A 26,566-nucleotide genomic window follows, 5' to 3' on the forward strand; every position below is an offset into this window, starting at 1 on the left:
GTCAGTTATCCGCAGCAGCCCATAATGTGAAGGAATGCGACCAGATTGGCTGAAGGCCAGGGTTTCTGACCACATTCCTCCGCATTATTTCAGAGCGTGTCGAGCCAGGCGAGAACGCTCGCATCGCGCTTCCACGAGGGCTGATGGCCGGGTGTTTCGGGAGCGCTGACCTGCTCCAATGCCTTGCGCTTCGTTTCAAGGTTGGCTCTGGCATAGTGGTTCGTGGTATCGAGGCTCACATGACCGAGCCAGCTACGGATAACCGTGACGTCGATGCCCGCCGATATGAGGTGCACAGCGGTTGCGTGCCGGAAGGCGTGAGGTGTCACATGCTTGTCGCGTAGTGTTGGCGTGGTCTCGGCCGCCGCCCTCACATAGGCGGCAAGTTTGAACCGGACCCCCGACGCGCTGAGCGGTTCGCCATAGCGGTTGACGAACAGTTGCTGGTCTGGCGCCCGCGGTTGACGTTCGAGCAGCTTCTTCAACAACATTACGGTTTCCGGCCAGAGTGGGCAGATACGTTCTTTTCGACCCTTACCGGTCAGCCGCACGCAGCTTGGACTTTCGAACCGGATCGCATCGGGGCACAGGTCGAGCGCTTCCTGTATTCGCGCGCCGCTGTTGTAGAGCAACGAGAGCAAAGCGTGATCGCGCATCCCTTCGAGTGTCGAACGATCAGGCTGAGCCAGGATCGCCGTCACTTCGATGGGGTCCAGATAACAGGGTTCCGACACCGGTCCGCGCTTTATTGGGATGTTGAGGATTTCGACGCACTGCGCGATCAATCCGGGATCCCTGGTCGCAACGAAGTTGAAGAAGCTGCGTATCGCTGCAAGCCGGCAGTTGCGCGTGCCGATCGTGCCGCCGCGTTCGTGTTCGGCGTGACCGAGGAACGCGATGACCTCTCCAGCGGTCAGATCGATCAGCGTGATCATCGCCACCTTCTTGCCTGAGCGCTGTGCAACGAACCGGAGGAAGAGCCGCCAGGCATCGCGATACGAACGCACCGTATGGATGGAGGCGTTGCGCTGTTCGGCCAGCCATTCGTAGAAGAACGCGCGCAGCAGGTGTGGGAACCGATTGTTCTTGGTCATGCCCGTACCTCCGGCCCGATATTGAGGCATGGCGCGCCAAGCACGCGGAACCGCTCATTGGCTTGATGCAGAAGGTCCTGCGTAACGGTGATGTAGACTAGGGTCGAGTTGATGTCCCGGTGGCCAAGATAGGTAGCGAGGAACGGGAGACGATCCTGAGGGTTGATCCCCGCCTTGTACCATTCGAGGATCCGGTTCACGACCATCGAGTGCCTCAGGTCGTGCAGGCGAGGCCCTGTTCGTCCCTGAGGCGGTTTCAACCCGGCCCGGCGTATGACGTCGACGAGCAACCAGGCGACTGTTTCTTTAGTGTAGCGGTCACCACGCTGCTCGTGCCAGAACAGGCCGGAGCGCGGATCATGAGATCCATCGGCGCGGCGTCGCGCGTCGATATATGCTCGAAGCTCCGCCATCACGCTGTCGGGAAGTGGCAGTATCCTGGTCTTGTAGAACTTGGTCTGGCGGATCGTGATCGTGCCGCTCTGGAAGTCAACGTCACCAAGATCGAGGCGGGCCAGTTCGCTTCGCCGCAGCCCCGCGCAATAGGCGACCAGCAGCATCGTGTAGATGCTCAATGGCCGAAGCGGCGCCCGTGGCGAGGGGTAAGAACGGGCGATATCGAGCATACGCCTCACGTCGGCCGGGGTGTAAATATGCGGTTTGCGCCATTGCTTGGCCACTTCCTTTTCCGGGCGTGGGTCGGGTCGGCGGGGTGGGATTGATGGATCCTGGTGGCGGAGGATTCTCGCAAGGACCCGCTTCAGCATTTCGCACTCGTTCGGATGATTGCGCGTTGTTTTTGCCGCAGACCAGTACTGGAGCATCACCGCGATTGGCTGCCCCTGAAGCGCAGGGTTCAACTGCAGGAACCGGTCGAACCGCGAGAGCCACACCGTTTGAGAGGTGTATTTGTAACCGCGGTTGCGCATCAGCGTGACGTGATCGGCCATCATTTCGCCGAGCACACTGCCGAATGACCTGGGCTGGTATAGTTCGGCAAGCGCGCTATCCGGATCGCGGGAGGCCAGCGCCCGCCACACCGGCATGCACTGCTTGATATTGCAAGCTTCACGCAGCACGGCGACGGGATTGCGTTCGATCGCTCCGGTTTCCTCAAGGTGATCGAGGAACCGATCGATAATCCGGGTGCGGTGCAGCCGTGTCGTCGAGGCCCACCGGCCCGACGATACCTGCAACCATGCCACCAGCATGTCTTTGTCGAGTTTGGCGTGAAGTTCGGCGACATCCTGGAAGATGTTGAGCGCCTGCCTGTAGTAAATGCGGCTATTCGTGGTGCGCAGGTTGAGGCTTGCAATGTAGCGCGCGATCAACTGGCGCTTAGGGTCGGGCCACATCGTCATGAACGCACCTCCTGTCCCGGCACGTCGAGCGCGATGGCCCGGAGATCCTCGGTGGCAAGCTTCAGATAGGGAGCCGTGGATTCGGCAGAGCGATGCCCGAGCAGGTCGCCGATCACTTTCTGGGGCACAGCGGCGCGCAGCATTTCGACTGCACGTGCGTGGCGGAAGATATGGGAACCGCTCTTGCCAGCCGGCTTAATTCCGGCATCCTCAAGTCGCCGCCGCACCATGCTGGCCAGCAAGCCGAGCTTGCGATAGGGCGCACGTGTGCGGACGAAGATTTCTCGGGCATCGGTCACAGGCCGCCCCGCCTGCAGATAAGCGAGCACCGCTTCACCTACCGGCGCCATCAAGGGAAGGAATGAGTATGCCCGGGTCTTGGTGTGCCTGATGCGGATGGCTTCCGTACGCCAGTCGATGTCCTCGATCCGTAAATTGCAGATTTCGCCCGATCTCAGGCCATAGGTCGCAAGCAGTTGCAGGATGGCAAGATCGCGCAGCCCCACCGGCGTCTTGTCCTCCCCCGAGACCTGCAGAACCGCAGCGACCTGATCCGGCGTAAGGATCGAAGGCACTCCCTCATAGGCATAGAGCAAGGGGGCGACGACGTGCGGCGACAAGTCGATCGCAGTGCGCCCCGTCCGATGGAGATAGCGCAGCATCGAACGAAGTCGCTCCGCCACATCCTTCACCGACTTGCGCGTCTGGTGACGGCTGCGCGTGTCCATGTAGCAGTCGATGTCGCCCACGGTCATTGTCATCAGACTGTCGGGGCCGTGTCGATCGAGCTGCCAGGCCAGAAAGTTCCGGCCCTCCCACATCAACGCGTCGATGCTGGCCGCAGCAAGACCTCGTTCCTCGCGCAGCCAGGTCTCGTATTCCTCACAGATCGCAAAGCGCAGTGCGTCGGCAGCGCAGGTCGCTTTCGGCGCGGATGGCCACTGCCCCTGTGCGAGTCGCAGCAATGCATGGATTCCAGAACGCGGAATCGAGTGCCAGTTCTTCCCCGGTGAACAGCCACGGCGTTCGCGGAACATCGCAATCGCATATTGCAGGTACTGAGCCACCAGATCTTCCGACACATCCATGATTGGAAGGTCACGCTGGGCAAGATAGTCGAGAAACCCACGTGCGTACGCGCAGTAGTTCCCGATCACTACAGGGCTGTATCGTTGCTCGGTCAGCAAAATCCTGAGCTTGGAGATAGGTTCGTAATCGGCATTCAACATTATTTTTTCCTTTGCTGGTCAAAATGACAGCAAAGGTTCGACCGAAAATAATGCTGAGCAAATCCCGTCTACGAAAGCTGGATCCCGCGGATTTCAAGCGTTGTAGCCGCGTTCCTTCACATTATGGGCTGCTGCGGATAACTGACGGTGCTCAGCGGCGACAAGCGCGCGATCTTCACAGCCGCTTCACAGGCGCAGCGTGCCGTCGATTACCTGCACCATTTGCAACCACGGTTCGCAGACGAGGGGGCGGCGTGAGCCGCCCTTTCACGCCTGAGGATGCCGAATGGAAAGCAGGACTCCGCCCAATCCGAGCGGGGTCCTTCCCATTTGTCAGGCGAAGTGAGAAATTGACCCCCTAACGAAATGAAGAACTGCCCCCTCGTTTCACAACGAGGAGAGATGGATGACGAGCTTGATTTCAGCGCATCCTGCATTGTCGCGGACAATGCAGGGCGAAGATATGCTTCAGGCAGATGAGGTGGTGGCCATGTTGCGGCTGCACGAGCTTGGCTGGGGTGCCAAGCGTTTATCGAAAGAGTTTGGCTGCGCTCGCAACACTGTCCGCCGATATCTGCGAGAGGGTGGAGCCACGCCATTCAAAAAGCCGGTTCGCCGCACTGCTTTCGATGGCTTGGATGATTGGCTCCGCGAACGCTTCTTCCGGCATGACGGCAATGCCGATGTGATCCGGCAGGAGTTGGCCAGCGAGCATGGAATTATCATCGGGTTGCGCTCTGTAGAGCTTCGGGTCCGGGAATGGCGGCGCGAACTCAAAGCGCAGAAGCGGGCAACAGTCCGGTTCGAGACACCGCCAGGCCGCCAATTACAGATTGATTTTGGGCAGACGCGTGTCTGGATTGGCGACGAACGAATCCGGGTAAACGTCTTTGTCGCCACGCTGAGCTATTCCCGACGCATCCATATACGTGCCTCACCGCGAGAAGGACAGACCGATTGGTTCGAGGGCATGGAAGGCGCGTTTCTTCGGTTTGGCGGCGTTCCCAATGAGGTTCTACTGGATAATGCGAAGGCGCTTGTCGAGCATCACGACGCGGTCAGTCGGGAGGTTCGCTTCAATGCACGGCTATGGGCATTTGCGCGCTACTGGGGCTTCGTGCCACGCGCTTGCGCTCCATACCGGGCCCGGACAAAGGGAAAGGACGAGCGCGGGGTCGGCTACGTCAAGAAGAACGCCATCGCAGGTCGCCGGTTTGAGAGCTGGGCGTCCTTCGAGGCACATTTGGATCGTTGGATACGTGAAGTCGCCGATCAGCGCGACCACGGCACGACTGGTGAGCCTCCAATTGAGCGCTTCGCCGGCGAGGTCGATGCCCTGCGGCCGTTGTCAGGCCGTGCACCATTTGGACAGCTGCGCGATCTCGTGCGCAAGGTGCAGGCGGACTGCGCCATCGATCTCGACACGAACAGTTATTCCGTACCCTGGCGTCTCATCGGCGAAAGCGTCCAGGTCGTTGTGCTGGCGGGTCGTGTCATCGTCCGCCACGCCGGCCATGTCGTAGCTGATCATGCTCTCTGCCAGGGACGGCGACAACGGATCGTGGACCGGGTCCACTTTGTCGGCGTTGCGGGTACCGAAGGGTTGGTCCGTTCCGCTCCAGTCGAGACGGCTCCAGCAGCCCTGCTGCGACCGCTTGCGGAATACGAGGCTGTGGTTGGAGGTGGCTGGTGATGACAACCGTGGATAATGATTTACTCATCGCGACGCTCGATCGCCTGAAGCTGACAGCAATCCGTGATCAACTCGACAGCCTGCTGGATGAGGCCGCCCGCTCGAAAATGACACTGCGCGAGGCACTGGCGTTCCTGGTGTCGCGCGAGATTGCCCGGCGCGACGAGCGGCGTATCTCCATGTCGAGCAAACTGGCGCAGTTCCCCTTCGTACGTGAACTCGACGGCTTTGACTTCGAGGCACAGCCATCGGTGGATCGCGGACAGATCAGAGAATTGGCGACCTGCCGCTGGATCGCTCACGGCGACACTGTCCTATTCCTGGGGCCACCTGGAACAGGGAAAACTCATCTTGCCGTCAGTCTCGGCCGCGAAGCGATCCGCCAAAATTACAATGTCCAGTTCGTGACGGCAGCAACCCTTGTCGCCATGTTGGCCAAGGCTCACAACGACGGAACCTTAGACAAGCAGTTGACGATCCTGTCACGGCCGAAATTGCTCATCATCGATGAACTCGGATATCTGCCCTTCGAAGCGAACGCGGCCCACCTGTTCTTCCAACTGGTCTCTCGCCGCTACGAGAAGGGATCGATCCTGATTACCTCAAATCGATCGGTCGGAGAGTGGGGAAGCGTCTTTGGAGACCCAGTCGTCGCCACCGCGATATTGGATCGCCTGCTGCACCATTCGACAGTGATCACCATCCGAGGTGATAGCTACAGGCTTCGCGAAAAGCGCCGTTCCGGCCTTCTGCAGAAGGCCGGAACGGCGCTCGAGACAAACGAAACAGCAAATCAATGAAGGGGTCAGTTCTTCGTTTCGCCTACGGGGTCAAATCTTCACTTCGCTTGACACCATTTACTTGTTCAGTGCGTTCTTTGGTCAGCGCAAGATTTCCAGGACTTCTGATTAAATTCGCGGGCGATGACCGCTGCTCGCGGCTTGGCCAAGATACTGACGTCTCGGACTTGGAGTGTAATGAAGAAAACGGCACGCCGGAGAGCGCCACCTCATCTCAGCTTTGCTGCTTTTCGAACAGTCCCGCAAATTCAGGGTCCGCGTAGTATCTGAGCTTTCCGGCAGCGATCGGCCGTTGTCCGGCGATGAACAGGATCTCGACACTGGCGGGCAGGTTGCGGACCTCATCGGGTGTCAGAAGCGGGCGGGCGACATGCTGCTCGGCAAATGAGAGACCGGTCTTTTCGGAATCGAGTGCGCGCGCAAGTGTATTGAACACGACAGTCTCCTCACCGAGCAGATCGGAGACCAGCCGGGCACTGTCATGATCATTGACCCCGAAGACCTGCAACACGCCGGCATTCGATAAGAACGTGCCGGCGCGCTGGCCATAGGTGGCGCGTAGCTGATGAATGTCCTGGACGATTGGCCAGAGCTGCACGCCGTACCCCGCCACCAGCCCCATGGCCCGTTCGATCGGTGCCAGATGGCCAAGGGCTGCAAACTCATCGAGAAGATATAGGACGGGTCGTGCCGACGAACGTGGCGCCGATGAAACTGACGCCGATGAACGTGACGAAGGTGGCGTGCGCGCCATCTCGATCAGGCTCTGGGAGATCAACAGGCGCAGCCAGCGCGAATAGGCCGCAAGCCTGTCCGGCGGCAACACCAGAAAGACGGTCGCCTTTTCTGCCTTCAGATCGCCAAACCGGAAGTCCGAGCGCGATAGCACGTTGGTCATGCGCGGGCTGTCGAGGAAATGCGTGTGCCGCTGGGCGGCCGAAAGCACGCCGCTTGCCTCACGATCGGACTTGCCTAGATGCCGATTTGCCGCACGCGCGATCAGTCCATTGACCGCATCACTGTCCTGCATCTCGTCGAGCAGGATGCGGAACGCTTCTGGCGCCAGCGTCAGCATGTGCCTCAGCATCGTCAGCGTGCGCCTGTCGTCGGGCTGGGTTGCAACGACATGGAGGAGCAGTCCCGCAATCAGGGCCTTGGCTTCCTCGTTCCAGTGAGCATCGCCCGCAAGGCCTGGCTCGTCGAATACGAGCGCATCGGCAAGCGTGGCCGCGTCCTCGGCGACATCGATACCGTCGGGGTCAAAGCCGCTGAGAGGATTGAAGGCAGCCGATGGCTTGCCGGTAATGCCGAACGGATCGAGGATATGAACCGGTCCGAAGCGGAGCCGTGCATCGCCCGCTACCCTTGCATTCTCGCCTTTCGGATCGACGCAGATGATCGAACGATCTGCCGTCAACAGGTTCGGGATGATCGTCCCGACACCTTTGCCGCTGCGGGTCGGTGCCATCGTGATGAGATGCGCCGGTCCGTCATAGCGAAGAAGCCGGCCCGAGCCAGGCGCGCGGCCGATCAGCAGGCCGTCAGGTGATTGCGTCAGCGGTTTGATTTCCGTTTTGCTGGCCAGGCGCGCCGAGCCATGCGTGTCGACAATTGCCATTCCAAAATGCGTGATCAGGGGAGCCGACAGCATCCGCATGAGCAACGCCAGAGCAAACAGGAAAAACACGCAGTTGCCGACAAGGACGAGGATGCCTCCTTCGCTGCTGCCGGGAAGGCGCCAGGTCAGATAGTCGATCCCGATTGAAACGATCAGGATGATCGATACATAGCTCATCGCATGCATGGCGAACGACTTCGCGTACCGGAACGGAAACGTGATCATTGCAACGATCGCCCATAACGGGTCGCGCGCCGCCATGCGCATCATGTTTGCCACAGCGCGTTTGACGAGAGCAAACTGGGTCATTGGCCTACCTCACTGTCAACGGTCTGGGTGCCCGAGGTCGGCGTCTGCACCGTTAGCAGGTCGTCAAACAGTTGCCGGTCGGCGTCCCGGACCAGGAACTTCGGCAGTTCGGATCTGAGCCACGTGGCGAGCCCTTCCGATATCTGCACATCACGGTTGGTCAGCCGATGCAGGATGAGGGCGCCGATCAGCACCTTGCGCCGGGTGTCTATGCTGCGCTCCTGTTTGCTGAGGCGGATCTGCAGTGTCTTTCGCCGCGCTTCCAGCTGCGCCAGCCGTTCGCCGATCGATTTGCGTGCCACGTTGCTGTCTCCCCTTTGAACTGTTGCTGAAGCGCATGTCCGGCCAGGTGTCGTCCGCGATGAATGCGCGGCCATGAGGCTCATCGAACCGGTGGGCTCGGGCAACTCGCAAATCTGCGGGTAGATGCATGCAGCAGGCTACCGTGACACTGGTCGCGGGCATCGCCTGCATGCTCCCACCAGGGCCGGAGGAGGCAAGCCGACGAGGGCACAAGGGCGCACTTACGAGTTGCGGGGCAACTCAGTGCGCGGGCCGGCAGACCCCGCGGGAAAAGGAGGACTATGGCGATCTACCATCTCAGCATGAAGGCTATCGCTCGCAGTGGCGGGCGCAGTGCTGTCGCCTCCGCCGCCTATCGTGCTGCGGCGCGGCTCACCAATGAGCGCGACGGGATGACCCATGACTTCACCAACAAAAAGGGTGTGGAGCATGCCGAGATCGTATTGCCCGCTGAAGTGTCGGCTGATTGGGCAATGAAGCGATCGGTCTTGTGGAACGCAGCCGAGCGTGCGGAGAAGCGAAACGACGCGCGTATCGCCCGGGAATTCGAGATCGCGCTGCCGCACGAGCTCAATCCAGATCAGCGCTTGGCTTTGACCCGTGCGCTCGCCCAGCATCTCGCCAATCGCTATGGCGCGGCCGTCGATTTCGCAATCCATCAGCCCGACGTCAAAAGCGATCTGCGCAACTGCCACGCGCATCTGATGATGACGACCCGAGAGGTGAAAGAGTGTGGCCTTGGCGATAAGACGCTGCTTGAGCGAGAGAACCGATGGCTTCTCGCCAACCATATGCTCCCGTCGCAGTTGCAGCTGCAGGAGCTCCGGCAAGCCTGGGAGCACCTCGCCAATCGGCATCTTGCGAAAGCAAGCGTCGATGTTCGCATTGACCACCGCTCGCACCTGGAGGCTGGGCTGACGATCGAGCCGACCGAACATGTCGGTGTTCACGCGACCCAGATAGATCGCCAAGGTGGGCAAGTCTCGCGTGCCCGCATCGCTCCGCAATCGGCCGATCGAAATGCAGAAACCATTCGCCGGCGTCCCGAAGAGATTCTGAAGCTTATCACCAACGAGAAGAGTGTCTTCAACCGTTACGACATTGCCAGGGCCCTGCACCGCTACATCAATGATGATCCGCAGACATTCCAGAATGCCTTTGCATCAGTCATGTCGTCCAAGGCACTGGTCGAACTGAAACCTGAAACAGCGGATCGCGGCGGCAGCGGAGAGGCACGCTATTCGACGATGGAGATGGTTGCGGTCGAGGGTGCGATGGCAACCTCGGTGGTGGCCATGAAAGGACGTCAAAAGCACTGGGTCTCGAAGCGGCACGTTGAAAAAGCGATTTTCGATCAGGACCGGCTGATCAAGGCGAGCGGTGCATCATCGGGGCAGGGCCTGTCGGGCGAACAGCGTCGTGCGATCGAACATGTCACCGCGCCTGGTCAGATCGCAGTGGTGCTCGGCATGGCCGGTGCTGGCAAGAGCACGATGCTGGCAGCCGCTCGGCAGGCCTGGGAGGCTCAGGGCTATCGTGTTCACGGGGCAGCGCTTGCCGGCAAGGCGGCGGAAGGATTGGAGGAATCGTCAGGCATAGTGAGCCGTACTCTTGCGTCCTGGGAATACAGTTGGCAGGCCGGTCGCAGTCGCCCCAAATCGAGGGATGTGTTCGTCATCGACGAAGCCGGAATGATTGGAAGCCGGCAGCTTGCGCGCTTCGTCGAGGAGATCAGAGAGGCTGGAGCAAAACTCGTCCTTGTCGGAGACCATGAACAGCTCCAGGCGATTGGAGCAGGAGCGCCGTTTCGAGCAATCGCAAAAGTGGTTGGACATGCGCAGCTTTCTGAAGTTCGCAGGCAAAGATCGGATTGGCAAAAGCGGGCCTCAATCGACTTTGCCTCTCACCGGACCGCTGCTGGGCTGTCAGCCTACAACGCACACGGAAATCTTCATCTCAAGGCAAGCCGCGAGGATGCTTTGAAGGCGATCATTGCGGATTATGTTGCTGACCGATCGGCAAACCCTGATGCTACACGCATTGCGATGGCGCACAGTCGCAAGGACGTGGCTTCGATCAATGCTGGAATACGGGCAGCATTACAGGAGCGTGGTGGCCTTGCGAAAGGCGCTAAAGGATCGGACGTTCAGGGTCATGAACTCACTTACCGGACGAACAACGGGATACGCGCCTTCGCCCGGTGCGATCGGATCGTTTTTCTGGAAAATGATCGCGACCTCGGCGTCAAGAACGGCATGTTGGGTGAAGTGATATCTGTCGCGCCGGACGCAATACAAGTCCGGCTTGATGGAAGCGCACAGGCGGCAAATGGCCAACGCTGCGTGACCATGCTGGTGAATAGTTATCAGGCGTTTGATCACGGCTACGCGACAACAATCCACAAGACCCAAGGGTCGACGGTGGATTGCAGTTTCGTTCTGGCATCGAGGACCATGGACCGACATCTGGCCTACGTCGCAATGACCCGTCATCGTGAGAAAGCGCAGCTTTATGCGGGGTTGGACGAGTTCAAGACGGTGCGGTCCTTGAGTGAGACACTCAGCAGGTCAGGGGCCAAGGAGACCACGCTCGACTATGCCCCATCGGTTGCCGGCCGACGCGGCATAGGTGATCACCATGGCAAGGGCGGTGAGGCCGAGAAGGAGGAGCGGTCCGTTCCGGCTGGGCACACTGTCGCGCCCACGCACGAAACGCCGTCGCTGAGTGGTCATAAAGTGTGTGAAGGCGGCGTCCGCCCTGAGAGGCTTGACCACGGTCATGATCGTCCGGTGCTAATCCCGGCAATCGCGAAGTATGAGAACAGCGTGGATGACGTCGCACGCTTGAAAGCGATGCCGGTATTTGAACGCGATTGGGAATCCGCGAAGTTGCTTGCCCGACGGATATACTCCAACGCACATGCCGTCATTGACGGGTTGCGGGGCCGCATTGTCGAAGGAAACGTAGACCCTGCTGAACTCGGGAAACAGCTTCGCTCCACACCGGAGACAGTCGGCACTCTCGTCGGAAGGACAGGAACATTCGGAGAGAACGCCGAGCGCCGACAGGCACTTGCCCTAGTCAACGCGCTTGCGTTTCGTGTCGAACAATCCGGAAAGACTTGGCAACGCCGTTTTGAGGCGGAATGCAGTTCCGAGCAATGGAGGCGAGAAAAGCAGGATGTGATCGACGTGCCTGGTCTCAGCAACCATGCCGAGGCGCTGCTTCGGAAGCTCGATGATTTGCCTTACGCGGAAAAGGGGGCGTTCGTTGCACAGCTAAAGGTAACGATCGAGGGCTCCAAGGCGCTCGACGAGGCAAGTGAGACGGCGAGTGCGATCGAAAAACGCTTCGGTCGCGCCAATCCGTCGGATCTTGCGGAGCAGCTGAGGCGGGCTGGGCTCAATCAGACTGGCGATATCGAGCGCATCCGCGACGTCGTGCGCCTCGCCGATCGTAGCCATCGGGCCGAACTCACTCAGCAGAGTGAGATGAAGCGCTCGCTTTCACGGAGGAAGGGGTTGCGATTGGGGATGTAGCGTCGACAATGCCGAACGCGCTGGCTGTCACCAGATGTTCATGGCGGAAGGCAAAAACTCGACTTGTGCGCCGTTCAGCAATGTGCAGACTTCATGTGGGTGGGGGACGGGAACGCGTGTCGGAGAAGGTGTTCGTAAGTGCGCAAGAAGTCGCTGATAGAGCGGGGGTTTCACGATCCGCTGTGTCGCGGACGTTTACGCCAGGTGCCAGCGTCTCACCCGAGACCCGGCGACGGGTGCTCGAGGCAGCCGAAACGCTCGGCTATCACGTAAATGCTCTTGCCCGCGGTCTCATGCGCAATGAAAGCGGCATTGTTTGCCTCATCGTGTCCGACGTGGCGACACCCAATCGTTCTGCTTTGCTACGCGAACTGACAATGTTGTTGCAGAATGCCGGCAAGGTGGCGATGTTGATCAACACGGACCGCTCGGACGGCAGCGTGGACCAAGCCCTTCGCCAAGCGATCCGCTATCGAGCAGATGCTTCGATCATCCTGTCCGGAATGCCGGACAAATCCATCGCACAACTCTGTCTGCGAAGCGGACAGCGGCTTGTCCTCATCAATCGCGATGACGAACAGCCCGGTCCATTGCGGATCAATCTTGATGATCGCGAGGCGGCCGGTCAGGTGGTGACGGCCTTCGTCAGAGCTGGATGCCGGAAGCTGGCTTTTGCCAACTCGGAAGCCGGAACACCAAGCTTGATGGCTCGTGAGCGGGGATTCGTCGCGGCGGCGAGTGCGCTCGGAATGGAGGTTTCTGTCGAGCGTCATGGGTGGACGGGTTACGATGCGGGAAAACTCCTCGCACAGCGAATGTTGACGCGCCCGGAGCGCCCGGATGCCGTCTTCTGCGCGACCGACCTCCTCGCATGCGGGTTCATGGACGCCGCCCGCCACCAGTTTTCGATATCGGTGCCAGACCAGCTGTGCATTGCAGGCTTTGACAACATCGAGCAGGCCTCATGGTCCTCGTATGACCTGACGACCTTCGCCCAGCCGGTTTCAGCGATAGCTTCCAAGGCGATCGACTGGCTCTCGCATTCGCAGCCGGACAATGATGGCGCCGTCCACGAGCAGTCGATCAGACTTCATGCCGAACTGGTTTGGCGCGGCTCGATTCGAGGCGGCTAAGTCGATCTGCCCGGCCGCGTTATTTCCATTCCCAGAACAGAGCAGATGCAAAAGGTCTGCGCAGCACCAAACTGTCCGTTCGAGCCGTCTGCTCGTAGGATGTGGCTTCCGCCTCCCCATTTAATCCGACAAAGTGCATCCGGGTGGACGCTGTCTTTGGTTGTCCCTTCCGACGGTAGTCAAAATGCACCGCACAGGTCGGGTACTGCCAATTATCGGTTAGAAGCTCGGCGAACTGTTTGGCATTCTGCTCGCGCCCCTGTCCGGTGAAGGCCAGAAACTGGCCGAGATTGAAGAACCCGCTGAACAGCGCATAGGCGCTTTCCTGCTGCATCCGGACAGCTTGCCCCGTCGTAAAGTCGCGTCGATAGGAGAGGCCTTCCGTTTGCCCCTTCGCTTTTTTTGCGGAGTAGCTGACAAGGTTCTTTTGGGCCAGCAGTTCCATCGTCAACGCGTAGCTCTGATAGCTCTCCGCGTTGGTGTGCAGGTCATCGATCCTGGCTTTCAGGTCAACGATGTAGTCTCGATACAATGCGGCGGCCATCTCAACTGCTCCGGTGACGGTGGAGCGCGCTTGCTATCAGATTGTGCGGCGTGGCCAAACCGATATCGCGCCTCCCAAGCCGTTCCTGCGGAAAAATCGTATCAGATGTGCAGCGCGTGCCCCAACGCCTTCAGTGCTGCTTCCTGCACGGCCTCGCTCCGTGTCGGATGCGCGTGGATTGTGCCCGCGAGGTCCTCCAGCCGTGCGCCCATCTCGATTGCCAGCGCAAAGCTCGCCGACAGTTCTGAGACACCCGCACCGACGGCCTGCAGACCAAGAAGGAGACCGGTATCCGCACGCGCCACGACCCGCACGAAGCCTTCCTCAGACACCATCGTCATTGCGCGGCCGTTTGCGCTGAACGGGAATTGACCGACCCGGATCGCGTAGCCTTGGGCGCGCGCCTCCTCCGGCGAAAGTCCTGCCGTTACGATTTCCGGATCGGTAAAGCAGATCGCCGGGATGCAACGCTTGTCCCAGGCACGCTGCTTGCCGGCAACGATCTCCGCAACCATTTCTCCCTGCGCCATGGCGCGATGGGCCAGCATTGGCTCGCCGGTAATATCACCGATCGCATAGACGCCCCGCATCGAGGTGCGGCAGCGATCGTCGATACGCAGATATGGTCCTGTACGATCGAGATCGAGCTCTTCGATACCCGATCCCGATACTTTGGGGCGGCGACCCACGGCCACCAGCACGCGGTCGGCGGGAAGCAGTTGTTGCTGGCCGTCCGACGTCTCGACGGCCAGCGCATTGCCGTCGTCCGAAAGGCCCTTCGCTTTTGCGCCTGTCAGGACCCGAAGGCCAAGTTCGCCAAGCCGTCGTGCAACCGGCCGCACGAGATCGGCATCATATTGCGGCAGTATCTGCTCCATCGCCTCGACGACCGTTACCTCCGACCCCAGCTTCGCAAATGCCGTACCGAGTTCGAGGCCGATATAGCCACCACCCACGACGACAAGTTTCTTCGGCAATTCGGCCAGCGAGAGCGCCTCCGTGGACGAGATGACCCGACCCCTGAACGGCAGGGCTGCGAGTTCCACAGGTTCGGAACCCGTAGCAATCACCACCGTCTCGGCACGAACGACCTGCGTGCCGACCTCGGTTTCGACCTCCACGGTTTTGCCGTCGCGGAAGGCCGCGCGGCCGTGAACGATTTTGACCCTGGCCTTCTGCAGCAGGGCGGAGACGCCTCCATTCAGTCTACCGACGATCCCATCCTTCCAGGCGATGGTTCTTGCAAGGTCGATCGAAGCAGCCTCGACACGAATGCCCATTGCGTTCTTGCCAGCAAGCATCTGTCTTGTGGCTCCGAACTCCTCGGCCGCATGGATGAGCGCCTTTGACGGAATACATCCGACATTCAGGCAGGTGCCGCCGGGCTTGCCCGCCTCGACGATGACGGTATCGAGGCCGAGTTGTCCGGCCCTGATGGCGCAGACATAGCCGCCCGGCCCGGCGCCGATGACGAGAAGCTTGCAGACGATCTCTTTCATGGATGTTAGCCTTCGATGAAGATAAGGGCGGGCGTCTCGAGAAGGACCCGAACACGTTGGACGAAGGTGGCGGCATCCCATCCGTCGATGATGCGGTGGTCGAAACTCGAGGAGAGATTCATCATCTTGCGCGGCACGAATTGGGTGCCGTCCCAGGCCGGGCGCACAGCGATCTTGTTCACGCCAACGATCGCGACTTCCGGGTGGTTGATGACAGGCGTCGAGACGATGCCGCCAAGCGCCCCAAGCGAGCTGATGGTGATGGTCGAACCGCTTAATTCATCGCGGGTCGCGGTGCCCGCGCGCGCAGCATCCGCCAGGCGGCCCATTTCGGTCGCGCAATCCCAGATGCCACGCGCCTCCGCGTTCTTGACAACAGGGACGACAAGCCCGGCGGGCGTCTGCGCGGCAATGCCGATATGGACACCGCCATGCCGGGTGAGGATGCCCTTGTCGTCGTCGAAGGTCGCGTTCACGTTCGGTTGTTCGGCGACAGCCCTCACGATTGCCCGCATCAGGAACGGCAGGACAGTGAGCTTCGGCTGTTCCGGCTTGCGGTCGCGGTTCATGGTGGCCCGCAATTCCTCCAGCGCCGTCATGTCGACTTCCTCGACATAGGTGATGTGGGGAATGCGAGAGGTCGATAACGACATCTTTTCGGCGATGCGGCGCCTGAGGCCGGTGAGCTTGATCTCCTCGGTCGACGTCCGTTTGGCGATCGTTACCGGTTGGGACGGCACTTCGCCGCGCGCGATAAATAGCTCGACATCCTCGCGAAGAATGCGGCCGGCGGGTCCCGATCCCTTGAGTTGGCGCAGGTCAACGCCGCTTTCCCTTGCAAAGAGCCGCACGGATGGTGATGCCAGCGGCTTTTCTGTCGGCGCCGGAGCCTCGGGGCGAAGCACAATCGCGGCCTTGGTGACCGGCCGGGTGTCCGGATCGACGGCAGGGGGTGGACTGTCGGCAGCTTTCGCCGGTGCCTCGGCAGGAGGTGCCTTCACGTCGCCCGTCGTCTCGCCATCGCCAGTCTCGATCCTGACAAGCGGGGCCTTGACGGCGATCTTGTCGCCAACTTCAGCGCCCAACCAGACGACGGTCCCCGTAACGGGCGAAGGGATCTCGACCGTCGCCTTGTCGGTCATGACGGCGGCGATGACCATATCCTCCTTGACCGGGTCGCCCGCCTTGACGTGCCATTCAACAAGCTCGGCTTCCGCCACACCTTCGCCGACATCGGGCATCTTGATCGTGAATTCGCCCATGTGTCAGGCCTCCATGACTTCGGCAAGCGCCCGTCCAACCCGTCCGGGGCCGGGGAAGTAGTCCCATTCCTGCGCATGCGGATAGGGCGTATCCCAGCCGGCAACGCGCATGACCGGCGCTTCGAGATGGTAGAAGCAGTGCTCCTGCACGAGAGATGCGATCTCTGCGCCAAACCCTGACGTCAGGGTCGCCTCATGGACGACGACGCAGCGCCCGGTCTTGTTGACGGACTGCACGATGCTATCGAGGTCGAGCGGCAAGAGGCTGCGCAGATCGATCACCTCGGCATCGATGCCCGTGTCTTCGGCGGCGGCAAGCGCCACGTGCACCATCGTGCCGTAGGCGATGACCGTCACGGCTGAGCCCGAGCGCCGGATGTCGGCCTTGCCGATCGGGATCGAGTAATGGCCCTCGGGCACCTCTCCGAGGTCGTGCTTCGACCATGGCGTGACCGGACGCTCGTGGTGGCCATCAAATGGCCCGTTGTAGAGCCGCTTCGGTTCCAGGAACATCACCGGATCCGGATCCTCGATCGAGGAAATGAGCAGCCCCTTCGCGTCATAGGGATTGGAGGGTACGACGACCTTCAAGCCGCAGACATGTGTGAACAATGCTTCCGGGCTCTGGCTGTGAGTCTGGCCGCCGAAAATGCCGCCGCCAGTGGGCATTCGCAACACGATCGGACATGTGAAATCGCCGTTTGAGCGATAGCGGATGCGAGCGGCCTCCTGGGTGATCTGATCGTAGGCCGGATACATGTAGTCCGCGAACTGGATCTCGACACAGGGCTTGAGACCATAGGCCGCCATGCCGATCGCGGTGCCGACAATGCCGGACTCGCTGATCGGCGTGTCGAAGCATCTTGTCTTGCCGTACTTCGCCTGCAGTCCTTGGGTACAACGAAACACGCCGCCGAAATATCCGACGTCCTCGCCGAACACCACCACGTTGTCGTCGCGGGCCATCGAAACGTCCATGGCGCTGCGCACCGCTTCAATCATCGTCATCCTGGCCATGTCAGAAACCTGCCTTCTGCCGCTGGCGACGAATGTGTGGCGGCATTTCCGCGTAGACGCCTTCGAAGATGTCTCGCACCGAGGGCTTGCCCCCTGCATGCAGCGTGCCGTGGTGCTCGGCCTGCTTCTGGGCTTCAATCACCTCATCCATGATTTCCGCTTCGGCCTGGACATGCCGCTCTTCCGACCATGCGCCCCTGATGATCAGGTGCTTTTTCAAGCGCAGCACCGGATCGCCCAGTGGCCAGGCTTCGGACTCCGTCTTTGGCCGATAGGCGCTCGGATCATCAGAAGTCGAATGGGCGCCAACGCGGTAGGTGACATATTCGATCAGGGTAGGTCCGAGGTTTCGCCGTGCCCGCTCGGTTGCCCAACGTGCGACGGCGTAGACCGCGAGATAGTCGTTGCCATCGACGCGCAGGGCCGGAATGCCGAAACCAAGTCCGCGCGCTGCAAACGTGCCGGAGCCGCCGCGGGCGATCCCCTGGAATGTCGAAATCGCCCACTGATTGTTGACGATATTGAGGATGACCGGGGCTTTGTAGGTAGAGGCAAACACGAGAGCGGAATGAAAATCAGACTCCGCCGTCGAGCCGTCACCGATCCAGGCAGCCGCGATCCTGCTGTCGTTCTTGATGGCCGACGCCATGGCCCAGCCGACCGCCTGGACATATTGGGTGGCGAGGTTGCCCGAGATGGTGAAAAAGCCGTGTTCCTTCGACGAATACATGATCGGCAGCTGGCGCCCTCGCAACGGATCGCTTTCGTTCGAGAAGATCTGGTTCATCATCTCGACCATCGGATAATCGTCGGCGATCAGGAGACCTGCCTGGCGGTAGGTCGGGAAGTTCATGTCGCCCTTGCGAAGCGCCTTACGGAAGGCGCAACTGACGGCTTCCTCGCCGAGATGCTGCATGTAGAAGGACGTCTTGCCCTGTCGCTGTGCCATGAGCATGCGAGCATCGAAAGCGCGAAGCTTCATCATGTTGCGCAGGCCGATCAGCAACTCTTCGTCGGAGAGCATGCCCGACCATGGGCCGACAGCCTCTCCCTCGCGGTTGAGGACACGAATGATCGAGTAGGCGAGGTCGCGGATCTCTTCCGGCGCAACGTCGACCTCGGGGCGCGGCACCACGCCTGCCTTGGCTATCTTCACGTTGGAGAAGTCGGGTAGGCCGCCCGGCCGGACGGCAGGTTCCGGCACATGAAGGCTCAGTTGAGCTGTGTCCGTCATATCGTAATTTCCCTCCCAACTGCGGTGCTCGCTTCTCTCCTCAAAGAGGAACGCCGCAGTTCTTGTTCTTATAGATTGCGCGCGATCACCATTCTCTGCACGTCGCTTGTGCCTTCATAAATCTGGCAGATGCGCACATCCCGATAGATGCGCTCGACCGGATAGTCCGCCATATAACCGTAGCCCCCATGGATTTGGATCGCATCCGAACAGACCCGTTCTGCCATCTCGGACGCGAAGAGCTTGGCCATCGATGCTTCGGAGAGGCACGGCAGGCCATTGTCGCGCAGTGCCGCAGCGTGAAAGACGAGTTGGCGCGCTGCTTCGATCTGGGTCGCCATATCGGCGAGGCGAAAGGCGACCGCCTGGTGCTCTATGATCGCCTTGCCGAAAGCCGTGCGTTCGCGTGCATAGTCGCGCGCTGCCTCAAAAGCGGCGCGTGCCATGCCGACAGCCTGAGCGCCGATGCCGATGCGACCGCCTTCGAGATTTGCCAGCGCGATCCGGTAGCCTTCGCCCTCCGCACCCAACCGCAATTCGGCCGGGATGCGCATGCTGCTGAAGGCGATCTGACAGGTGTCGGTCGAATGCAGGCCAAGCTTTTCCTCGACGCGGACGACTTCGTAGCCCGGCGTGTCGGTCGGTACGATGAAGGCGGTAATCCCCTTCTTGCCGGCATCCGGATCGGTCACCGCAAAAACGATGATCATCTGACCGTTCTTGCCCGACGTGATGAATTGCTTGGCGCCGTCGAGCACGTAGTGATCGCCATCGAGGCGCGCGCGGCTGCGCAGGTTGGACGCTTCCGAACCTGCTTGCGGCTCCGTCAGCGCAAAGCCGCCAATCCATTCGCCGCTGGCAAGCTTCGGCAGGAAACGCTGCTTTTGCTCCTCGGTGCCGAACTTCAGGATCGGCACGCATGCGACCGAACTGTGGACGCTCATGATGGTCGAGCATGGCCCGTCGCCTGCAGCGATCTCCTCGAGAGCTGCTGCATAAGCGAGCGTTCCGGTATTGGAGCCGCCATATTCCTCGGGAACCAGCATGCCAAGCAGACCGAGTTCGCCCATCTCGCTCAGCTCTTCGCGCGGAAACCTGTGTTCCCGGTCACGTGCTGCCGCACCAGGGGCAAGTTGCTCGCGGGCAAAATCGCGTGCCAGATCGCGAATTTGCTGCTGGAGATCGGAAAGAACCATGCTTGCCTCCTTGCTGTCCGCTCTAGTGCCGCTCGATGGCCACGGCGGTCGCTTCGCCGCCGCCAATGCACAGAGCTGCCATCCCGCGCTTCAGGTCGTAGCGTTTGAGGGCGGCAAGCAACGTGACCAGGATACGCGCGCCGGATGCGCCGATCGGGTGGCCAAGAGCGCAGGCTCCGCCGTGCACGTTAACCTTTTCCTCTGGTAGCCTGAGGTCGCGCATCGCAGCCATGGCGACAACCGCAAAGGCCTCGTTAATCTCGAAGAGATCGACGGTCTCGAGCGGCCAGCCGGTGCGATCGGAGAGCTTCTGCAAGGCGCCGATCGGAGCCGTAGCAAAGAGATTGGGCGCCTGCGAGTGTGTGGCGTGTCCAGTAATGGTCGCGAGCGGTGCCAGTCCTTTGCGCTCGGCCTCGGAACGACGCATCAGCACGAGGGCGGCCGCACCGTCGGAAATCGAGCTGGAATTGGCAGCTGTCACGGTCCCGCCGTCACGAAAGGCAGGCTTGAGGAGCGGGATCTTGTCGATCTTCGCCTTGCCCGGCTGCTCGTCCCGGCTGACCGTTTGTTCGCTCTTTCCCGCAGCGATCGTGACTGGCGTGATCTCGGCCTCGAAGCAGCCGGTGTGGATCGCCTCTTGCGCTCGGGTCAATGATGTCACCGCATAATGGTCCTGCGCCTCGCGCGTGAACTGGTAAGCTTCGGCGCAATCCTCGGCGAAGGTGCCCATCAAACGTCCCTTGTCATAAGCATCCTCCAGCCCGTCGAGGAACATATGATCGATGACGCGTCCGTGGCCGAGCCTGTAACCGCCACGGGCACGATCGAGAAGATAGGGCGCGTTGGTCATGCTTTCCATGCCGCCGGCGACGCCGATCGTGGCGCTGCCCGCTGCCAGGAGATCATGTGTCAACATGACGGCTTTCATGCCGGAGCCACACATCTTGTTGACGGTGGTTGCACCGGTCGAGAAAGGCAGGCCCGCGCCGATCGCCGCCTGCCGGGCAGGCGCCTGGCCGAGGCCGGCCGGGAGCACGCAGCCGAAGACGACCTCGTCGACGGCATCCAGCTCCACACGGCTTCGTAGAAGTGCCGCGCGGATCGCGGTGGCACCGAGGTCGGGCGCCGTTGCCCCTTTGAGTTCGCCTTGGAAGCCGCCGATCGGCGTGCGCGCCGTTCCGACAATGACGACAGGGTCCTGCAAAGCCATGTTCAAGTCTCCGGGTCAAAACGCGCTAGCGCGCGCTCATGCGCAATGCGCCGTCGAGGCGAATGACCTCGCCGTTCAGCATGCTGTTTTCACATATATGGCGCACCAGCGCCGCAAATTCCGCAGGCCTTCCGAGGCGCGGCGGGAAGGGCACGCTCTTGCCGAGCGCTTCCTGCACCTCATGTGGCATGCCGGCCATCATCGGCGTCTCGAAGATGCCCGGGGCGATCGACACGACCCGAATTCCATGGCGGGCAAGCTCGCGTGCAATCGGAAGCGTCATCGAGGCAATGCCACCCTTGGACGCAGCGTATGCGGCCTGTCCAACCTGTCCATCGAAGGCCGCGATCGATGCGGTGTTGACGATGACGCCGCGCTCCCCCTCAGCGTCCGGGTCCTGCTGCTGCATGGCAGATGCCGCCAATCGGATCATATTGAACGTGCCAACGAGGTTGATGGTGATCGTGCGCACGAAGCTGTCGAGGTCGTGGGGGCCGTTGCGACCGATGATCTTCTCGCCCGGCGCCACGCCGGCGCAGTTCACCAGCCCGCTCAGGCCGCCAAAGGCCTCCATCGCGGCGGCTACGACAGCTGCACCATCCCCGGCGCTTGTCACATCGGCCCTGATGTATCTTGCGTTCACCCCGAGTTCCGCGGCGATCGCTTCGCCGGCAGTCTCGTTGAGGTCGGCGATGATGACGCGCGCGCCGTTCTCAGCCAGCATGCGCGCCGTGGCAGCGCCCAGGCCAGAACCTCCACCGGTAACGATAAAGCTTCCTTCACGGATCAGCATCGGTTTGCTCCCATCACCTTGCGATCGTCTGCCCGGACTGTGACACCTCCCCGGCCCAGCCCAAGCTGACGGATTCTATTCCGTCGCCATATTGCAAGCGATGACAAAAATGCTGCATTGTTTCGGACAGTTTTGCCATAGGTGGAGGAGCTGGTGGCTGACATTGAGAGACGCATGATCGCGCGTGGCTTCGTCGAGGAGGCGCTTGACAGCTTGCGCCGAACAGGGCGGCCGACAGCGCCAATTCTATTGTCGCTGGGGCTGCCCGAGGTTATCGATGAGCCCGTATCCGCCGAGAGCTATGGCGCTCTCTGGCTTGCGATTGCCAAGGAGCTCGATGACGAGTTTTTCGGGATGGGCGGGCGTCCGATGCGCAGCGGCAGCTTTACGCTGCTTTGCCATTGTGTCCTGCACGCGCCGACGCTCGGCCATGCGCTGCGACGGGCACTGCGTTTCCTCGACGTGGTGCTGGACGATCCGCGTGGCAAGCTTGTTGTCAGAGACGGGCTTGCCCAGATCGAACTAACGGATGCCTGTGAAGCACGGTCGGCCTTCGCCTATCGCACCTACTGGATCCTTATCCATGGGATAACCTGCTGGCTGGTCGGCAGACGCATTCCGATTCGGCTTGTCGATTTCCGTTGCGCCGAGCCGACGCAGGGGGCTGACTATCGGCTCTTCTTCGGAGCGCCCGTCAGGTTTGGACAACCAACCAGTCGCCTCGGTTTCGACAGCGCAATGCTGGATTTGCCGGTCACCCGCACGGAACAGGCGCTGAAGCAGTTTCTGCGGGGCGCACCGGCCAATATCCTCGTGCGCTATCGCTACGATGCGGGGCTCGCCTCCAGCGTCAGGCGGCGCTTGGACAAGGTGCCTCCGGCCGCATGGAAGACATTCTCGGATCTCGCTGTTGAAATGCGGATACCGCCCTCAACCTTGCGTCACCGCTTGCGTGACGAAGGCCAGAGTTACGCCGGCATCAAGGATGACATACGCCGCGATCTTGCCGTCGATCTGCTGCTCAACACGTCGAAGACAACAGGTGATATCGCCGCCCAGCTTGGCTATTCGGAGCCCAGCGCCTTCTTCCGAGCCTTCCGCAAATGGATGTCGAAAAGCCCCGACGCGTTCCGGCGCGAGGGCAGTGGCGCGGCCGGGCAGGACGGGCAGCTCGCGGATGATGCGTCACGTCTCCCGGATCGAGCCCTGAACTTTTCAAAGTCCGTCACTCGGCGCATGAAAATAACCGGCTGACGATGGTATTTAAACGGCGCACCATTGCCGTGCCGAGTACGAGGGGGCGTCGTCAGGGGAGGGCAGCCAGGGATATGGCGGCAGCGAGCATTGCGGACTATCATGTTCCTCCGTGCATCGGTGCTTCGGATGCCGGAACGTGTGCCATCGAGCGCATGCGTGTTCTTGAAAGGAAAGGTTGATCGGTATGCCTGCCGCTCGCGAGGATTTGCGGGACTTTTTGCGCGGAGAACCGGATTGCATACTCGTCGAAGTGACGGGAGCGGTAGGCTCGACGCCGCGCGATACCGATGCCTGGATGCTGGTGTCCAAGAGCCGTTCCTTTTCAACGATCGGCGGCGGCCAACTGGAATATATGGCGATCGACCAGGCACGACGGGCACTCCGCCAGTCCCAGTCGGTAGCGACGATGAGCATTCCTCTCGGGCCTGAGATCGGTCAATGCTGCGGTGGTCGCGTTGGCCTTTCCTTCACCGCGGTCACAAGCGAACTGGCCGATGAGTTGATTGCTCGGGCCGATGACGAGATTGCCCAACGGCCCCATGTCTATGTCTTTGGAGCCGGTCACGTTGGCGACGCATTGGCCCTTGCGCTGTCACTGGCGCCATTGCGCACAATACTGGTCGATACCCGTGAAGACGAGCTTGCCGCCTCGCGTGCTTCGGGGGTCGAAACGTGCCTGACCGCAATGCCCGAGGCGATCGTGCGCAATGCACCGGCAGGAAGCGCGTTTGTCATCCTCACCCACGATCACGCGCTCGACTTTTTGATTGCCATGGAAGCACTGCGTCGGGACGATGCCGCCTATGTCGGGATGATCGGCTCGAAGACGAAGCGTGCGACCTTCAGGAATTGGTTATCACGCGAAGTGGGCAGGCCAGAGCTTCTTGATCGCCTCGTCTGCCCGATCGGCGGCACCGCCATAAAAGATAAGCGCCCCGCTGTCATCGCAATGCTGGCGGCTGCCGAGATTATGGTGGCGGTGCTATCTTTCGGCGCGGGGGCCATTAGCGGAAAGCACAAGCTCAAGGCTGACGAATGACCTTTCGACTCCCGCTCCCTCGAGGGAGCCGTCGGGTTCCTGACCGACCGTGATTTGTTACGATGTCACGATCGGTGGCTATCCGATGCCAAAGGGAGCTCTTGACAGAGGCGTATGAATTTCGCGCCTTCGATGCAATGTTGTTCTGCCTCGCGCGGCAAGCAGCCTATCCATTTCATGCCGGGAGCTGCCGAAACTGGTCAGCAGCCGCCGCGCTTCTCCCTTGTCGAGGCAATACTGTCTCTGCAACATGGCCGGTGAATACGATATCTCGCGTAACTCTTCTCTCATGACGTCTCCTTTCAACTAGGAAACAATCGCGGGCGCTCGGTCGTTCCTTCACTGCTTGAGACCGCGTGTAAGATTGGGCGAGGTCGAGGGCTACGGCCTGACGGCTAAGCCGACTTCGGTCGATGGGTCGGACGGACCGTGTGGCGTTCGATCCGCCCCGCGACTGAAAAGATCAGCACCTCGACGTCCATGTCGATCCTGTCGCCATCCATGAGCCTGACCACGTCGTCGATACCCGTGGTCGGGTGGCCATCGATCGCAAGCAGATAGTCACCTTCCCGAAGCCCGGCTCGCGCTGCGGGACTGTCAATTTCGACCCGGCGCAGTCGCACTGCCGTTGTCTGGACAAGCCCGGCTTCCAGGGCCACGCGGCGTTGCAGTTCCACGGTATCCGCCGCGATGCCGATGTAGGCGCGCCTCACATGGCCGAACCTCAAGAGTTCCGACACAACATGCTTGGCGGTGTTGGACGCGACGGAGAAGGCGATGCTTTGCGCACCTTGGATCACGGCCGTGTTGACGCCAATGACCTCGCCTGCCGAGGACACCAGCGGGCCTCCGGAATTTCCCGGATTGAGCGCCGCATCGGTCTGGATGATATCATCCATCAAGCGTCCGCTGGCGGCGCGCATCGATCGGCCGAGCGCGGATACGATGCCAGCCGTCACCGTCCACTCGAAACCGAGAGGATTGCCAATTGCGATTGCGATGTGGCCGCGCTTCAAGCTCTTAGAGTCCCCAAGCTTGGCCCAGGCGCCCGGCCAGTCGTTCGCTCGAATGAGAGCGAGGTCGCTGTCCGGATCCCGGCCCAGCACCTTGCCCTCGATCACAGCGCCATCTGGCGTTTTGATGCGAACGGTCTTTGCATCGTCGACGACATGGTTGTTCGTCACGACAAGACCATCGGGAGAGATCGCGAAGCCGGAACCGTGCCCGGTGCGGCCGCCCACCCTTTCAATGCGACTGACGGCGGGGCCGACGAGGTCGACCGCGTTCGATACAGAATGAGAATAGGCATCCAACAGGCTAGCGTCCTGAGACGGTTGGATGTCACGATCCAGGAATCCCATGAAAACTCCTCCGACGCGCAAGCGTCGCTTTGAGGAACGGCAGCGGCTGCAAAGGCGAGGGGCTGTCGGTTCGACAGGTTGAAATAGTGTCTATTCAGATGAGATTGCGCGCAACTTAAATCAAGGGGCGCCCAAGCTACTGTAGCGAGCACGTTCAGAGACGCCGGCATTGCGCCGACCCATCACTGAAATTTGACCCAGCGGATGCAAGGCAACGTCGCCTGCATATCAAGCTGTGCTACATTTTTGACTGCTTGGATAAAGGGATTGGAGTGCCATGTTTGCGACGCTCGCGATGCTGATCAGCCTCTCCGGTGCAACCCCCGTTGTGGCGGAACCCGGGGGAGGCGAGGTTGACGTGAAACTCGTCCTTGCTGTCGATACCTCTCGATCCATGGATCAGGAAGAGGCTCGCATCCAGCGCGAAGGCTATGTCGAGGCGCTCAAGCACAGAGAATTCATCGACGCGGTGACCGGGGGCCTCACAGGCCGCATTGCGATCAGTTACTTCGAATGGGCGGGCTATGTGGTGCCGGATTCCGTCATCGATTGGCATGTGATCGCGACGGAGCAGGACGCGATCGCCTTTGCCAACAAGCTCGAGCAGCGGCCGATCGCTACGCAGCGCCGCACGTCGATCTCCACCGCGATTGCGCAAGGGGCTGCGATGATCGTCTCCAGCCCCTACACCGGTATGCGACAGGTGATCGACGTCTCGGGAGACGGTACGAACAATTCCGGCAGTCCGGTTGCGCCAACGCGCGACAAGGCAGTGGAGACGGGCATGGTCATCAATGGACTTGCGCTCATGCTGCGCCCGTCCGGGGCTCCAGCCGGTCTCGACAGGTATTATGCGGATTGCGTGATCGGCGGCCCCGGTTCTTTCGTCTTGCCGGTCTACAAGATCGAGGATTTCGCCGTCGCGGTGCGGCGGAAACTTGTTCTTGAGGTCAGTGGTCTTCCTCCACCGCCGGCGACACAGCGGATCGCCGGCCAACCCGCGACCGACTGCATGATCGGCGAGCGGCAATGGCAGGACATGTTCGAGCGCTGATCGCGAGCCGGCTGCCGCCCG

The 26,566-nt window shown here is 60.9% G+C and carries 21 protein-coding genes and 1 pseudogene; 8 read left to right on the forward strand and 14 right to left on the reverse strand.

What is annotated here, in order from left to right; translation table 11 throughout:
• Nucleotides 1-89 precede the first annotated feature (89 nt).
• Genes C934_RS0117685 through C934_RS0117695 form a run of 3 tightly spaced genes read right to left on the reverse strand, consistent with a single transcriptional unit; the run spans nucleotide 90 to nucleotide 3,684 of the window.
• Entirely contained in the window at nucleotides 90-1,094 is a 1,005-nt protein-coding gene (locus C934_RS0117685; protein ID WP_018857985.1) for a site-specific integrase, read from the reverse strand.
• Nucleotides 1,091-2,455, reverse strand: coding sequence for a tyrosine-type recombinase/integrase (locus C934_RS0117690; protein WP_018857986.1), 1,365 nt, complete (start codon nucleotides 2,453-2,455; stop codon nucleotides 1,091-1,093). The genes C934_RS0117685 and C934_RS0117690 overlap by 4 nt, the downstream gene beginning before the upstream one ends.
• Nucleotides 2,452-3,684, reverse strand: a complete 1,233-nt coding sequence (locus tag C934_RS0117695; protein WP_018857987.1) for a site-specific integrase — start codon at nucleotides 3,682-3,684, stop codon at nucleotides 2,452-2,454. The genes C934_RS0117690 and C934_RS0117695 overlap by 4 nt, the downstream gene beginning before the upstream one ends.
• 141 nt (nucleotides 3,685-3,825) lie before the next feature.
• On the opposite strand from C934_RS0117695, the pseudogene C934_RS35690 reads away from it, so the two are divergent.
• From C934_RS35690 to istB, 3 genes and pseudogenes are all read left to right on the forward strand, one after another.
• Nucleotides 3,826-3,942, forward strand: a pseudogene (locus C934_RS35690) (antirestriction protein ArdC); the annotation flags it as partial.
• A gap of 148 nt (nucleotides 3,943-4,090) precedes the next feature.
• Nucleotides 4,091-5,377: an IS21 family transposase gene (gene istA, locus C934_RS0117705; RefSeq protein WP_018857988.1), complete on the forward strand. Its 1,287-nt coding sequence runs from the start codon at nucleotides 4,091-4,093 to the stop codon at nucleotides 5,375-5,377.
• Nucleotides 5,377-6,177 (forward strand): IS21-like element ISSme2 family helper ATPase IstB, encoded by an 801-nt coding sequence (gene istB / locus C934_RS0117710; protein WP_018857989.1) that lies wholly within the window; start codon nucleotides 5,377-5,379, stop codon nucleotides 6,175-6,177. Before istA ends, istB begins: the two co-directional genes overlap by 1 nt.
• Before the next feature lie 214 nt (nucleotides 6,178-6,391).
• On the opposite strand, the gene C934_RS0117715 is transcribed toward istB, so the two are convergent.
• Both C934_RS0117715 and C934_RS0117720 read right to left on the reverse strand, forming a co-directional pair.
• Complete coding sequence (locus tag C934_RS0117715; protein ID WP_018857990.1) at nucleotides 6,392-8,104, reverse strand: type IV secretory system conjugative DNA transfer family protein; 1,713 nt, start codon at nucleotides 8,102-8,104, stop codon at nucleotides 6,392-6,394.
• On the reverse strand, nucleotides 8,101-8,406 hold the full coding sequence (locus C934_RS0117720) for a hypothetical protein (RefSeq protein WP_018857991.1): 306 nt from the start codon (nucleotides 8,404-8,406) through the stop codon (nucleotides 8,101-8,103). Before C934_RS0117720 ends, C934_RS0117715 begins: the two co-directional genes overlap by 4 nt.
• Before the next feature lie 282 nt (nucleotides 8,407-8,688).
• Between C934_RS0117720 and traA the strand changes: the two genes are divergently transcribed.
• Together traA and C934_RS0117730 are read left to right on the forward strand one after the other, a co-directional pair.
• Complete coding sequence (gene traA, locus C934_RS0117725) at nucleotides 8,689-11,946, forward strand: Ti-type conjugative transfer relaxase TraA (RefSeq protein ID WP_018857992.1); 3,258 nt, start codon at nucleotides 8,689-8,691, stop codon at nucleotides 11,944-11,946.
• 80 nt (nucleotides 11,947-12,026) lie between these two features.
• Complete coding sequence (locus C934_RS0117730; protein WP_442965926.1) at nucleotides 12,027-13,079, forward strand: LacI family DNA-binding transcriptional regulator; 1,053 nt, start codon at nucleotides 12,027-12,029, stop codon at nucleotides 13,077-13,079.
• 19 nt (nucleotides 13,080-13,098) lie between these two features.
• Here C934_RS0117730 and C934_RS0117735 read toward each other — a convergent pair whose 3' ends face one another.
• From C934_RS0117735 to C934_RS0117770, 8 genes are all read right to left on the reverse strand, one after another.
• The gene (locus tag C934_RS0117735; RefSeq protein ID WP_018857994.1) at nucleotides 13,099-13,623 is read right to left on the reverse strand and encodes a hypothetical protein; all 525 of its coding nucleotides are present in this window, start codon (nucleotides 13,621-13,623) and stop codon (nucleotides 13,099-13,101) included.
• A gap of 101 nt (nucleotides 13,624-13,724) precedes the next feature.
• On the reverse strand, nucleotides 13,725-15,122 hold the full coding sequence (gene lpdA, locus C934_RS0117740) for a dihydrolipoyl dehydrogenase (protein WP_018857995.1): 1,398 nt from the start codon (nucleotides 15,120-15,122) through the stop codon (nucleotides 13,725-13,727).
• Between the two features lie 5 nt (nucleotides 15,123-15,127).
• The gene (locus tag C934_RS0117745; protein WP_018857996.1) at nucleotides 15,128-16,384 is read right to left on the reverse strand and encodes a dihydrolipoamide acetyltransferase family protein; all 1,257 of its coding nucleotides are present in this window, start codon (nucleotides 16,382-16,384) and stop codon (nucleotides 15,128-15,130) included.
• Between the two features lie 3 nt (nucleotides 16,385-16,387).
• Entirely contained in the window at nucleotides 16,388-17,401 is a 1,014-nt protein-coding gene (locus C934_RS0117750) for an alpha-ketoacid dehydrogenase subunit beta (protein ID WP_018857997.1), read from the reverse strand.
• Between the two features lies 1 nt (nucleotide 17,402).
• The gene (locus C934_RS0117755; protein ID WP_018857998.1) at nucleotides 17,403-18,635 is read right to left on the reverse strand and encodes a thiamine pyrophosphate-dependent enzyme; all 1,233 of its coding nucleotides are present in this window, start codon (nucleotides 18,633-18,635) and stop codon (nucleotides 17,403-17,405) included.
• Between the two features lie 68 nt (nucleotides 18,636-18,703).
• Entirely contained in the window at nucleotides 18,704-19,831 is a 1,128-nt protein-coding gene (locus tag C934_RS0117760) for an acyl-CoA dehydrogenase family protein (protein ID WP_018857999.1), read from the reverse strand.
• Between the two features lie 22 nt (nucleotides 19,832-19,853).
• A complete protein-coding gene (locus C934_RS0117765; protein WP_018858000.1) occupies nucleotides 19,854-21,041 on the reverse strand; it encodes an acetyl-CoA C-acyltransferase in 1,188 nt (395 codons plus the stop codon).
• A gap of 25 nt (nucleotides 21,042-21,066) precedes the next feature.
• A complete protein-coding gene (locus C934_RS0117770) occupies nucleotides 21,067-21,834 on the reverse strand; it encodes a 3-hydroxyacyl-CoA dehydrogenase (RefSeq protein ID WP_018858001.1) in 768 nt (255 codons plus the stop codon).
• A gap of 153 nt (nucleotides 21,835-21,987) precedes the next feature.
• Between C934_RS0117770 and C934_RS32090 the strand changes: the two genes are divergently transcribed.
• The gene (locus C934_RS32090; RefSeq protein WP_083929871.1) at nucleotides 21,988-23,088 is read left to right on the forward strand and encodes an AraC family transcriptional regulator; all 1,101 of its coding nucleotides are present in this window, start codon (nucleotides 21,988-21,990) and stop codon (nucleotides 23,086-23,088) included.
• Between the two features lie 187 nt (nucleotides 23,089-23,275).
• Nucleotides 23,276-24,130 (forward strand): xanthine dehydrogenase accessory protein XdhC, encoded by an 855-nt coding sequence (gene xdhC, locus C934_RS0117785; protein ID WP_018858003.1) that lies wholly within the window; start codon nucleotides 23,276-23,278, stop codon nucleotides 24,128-24,130.
• A gap of 395 nt (nucleotides 24,131-24,525) precedes the next feature.
• Here xdhC and C934_RS0117790 read toward each other — a convergent pair whose 3' ends face one another.
• Complete coding sequence (locus tag C934_RS0117790; protein WP_018858004.1) at nucleotides 24,526-25,491, reverse strand: S1C family serine protease; 966 nt, start codon at nucleotides 25,489-25,491, stop codon at nucleotides 24,526-24,528.
• 277 nt (nucleotides 25,492-25,768) lie between these two features.
• On the opposite strand from C934_RS0117790, the gene C934_RS0117795 reads away from it, so the two are divergent.
• The gene (locus C934_RS0117795; protein WP_018858005.1) at nucleotides 25,769-26,545 is read left to right on the forward strand and encodes a DUF1194 domain-containing protein; all 777 of its coding nucleotides are present in this window, start codon (nucleotides 25,769-25,771) and stop codon (nucleotides 26,543-26,545) included.
• Nucleotides 26,546-26,566: the final 21 nt, after the last annotated feature.

Origin of the sequence: Rhizobium sp. 42MFCr.1 (assembly GCF_000377185.1) — a bacterium.
Lineage (GTDB): Bacteria > Pseudomonadota > Alphaproteobacteria > Rhizobiales > Rhizobiaceae > Rhizobium > Rhizobium altiplani.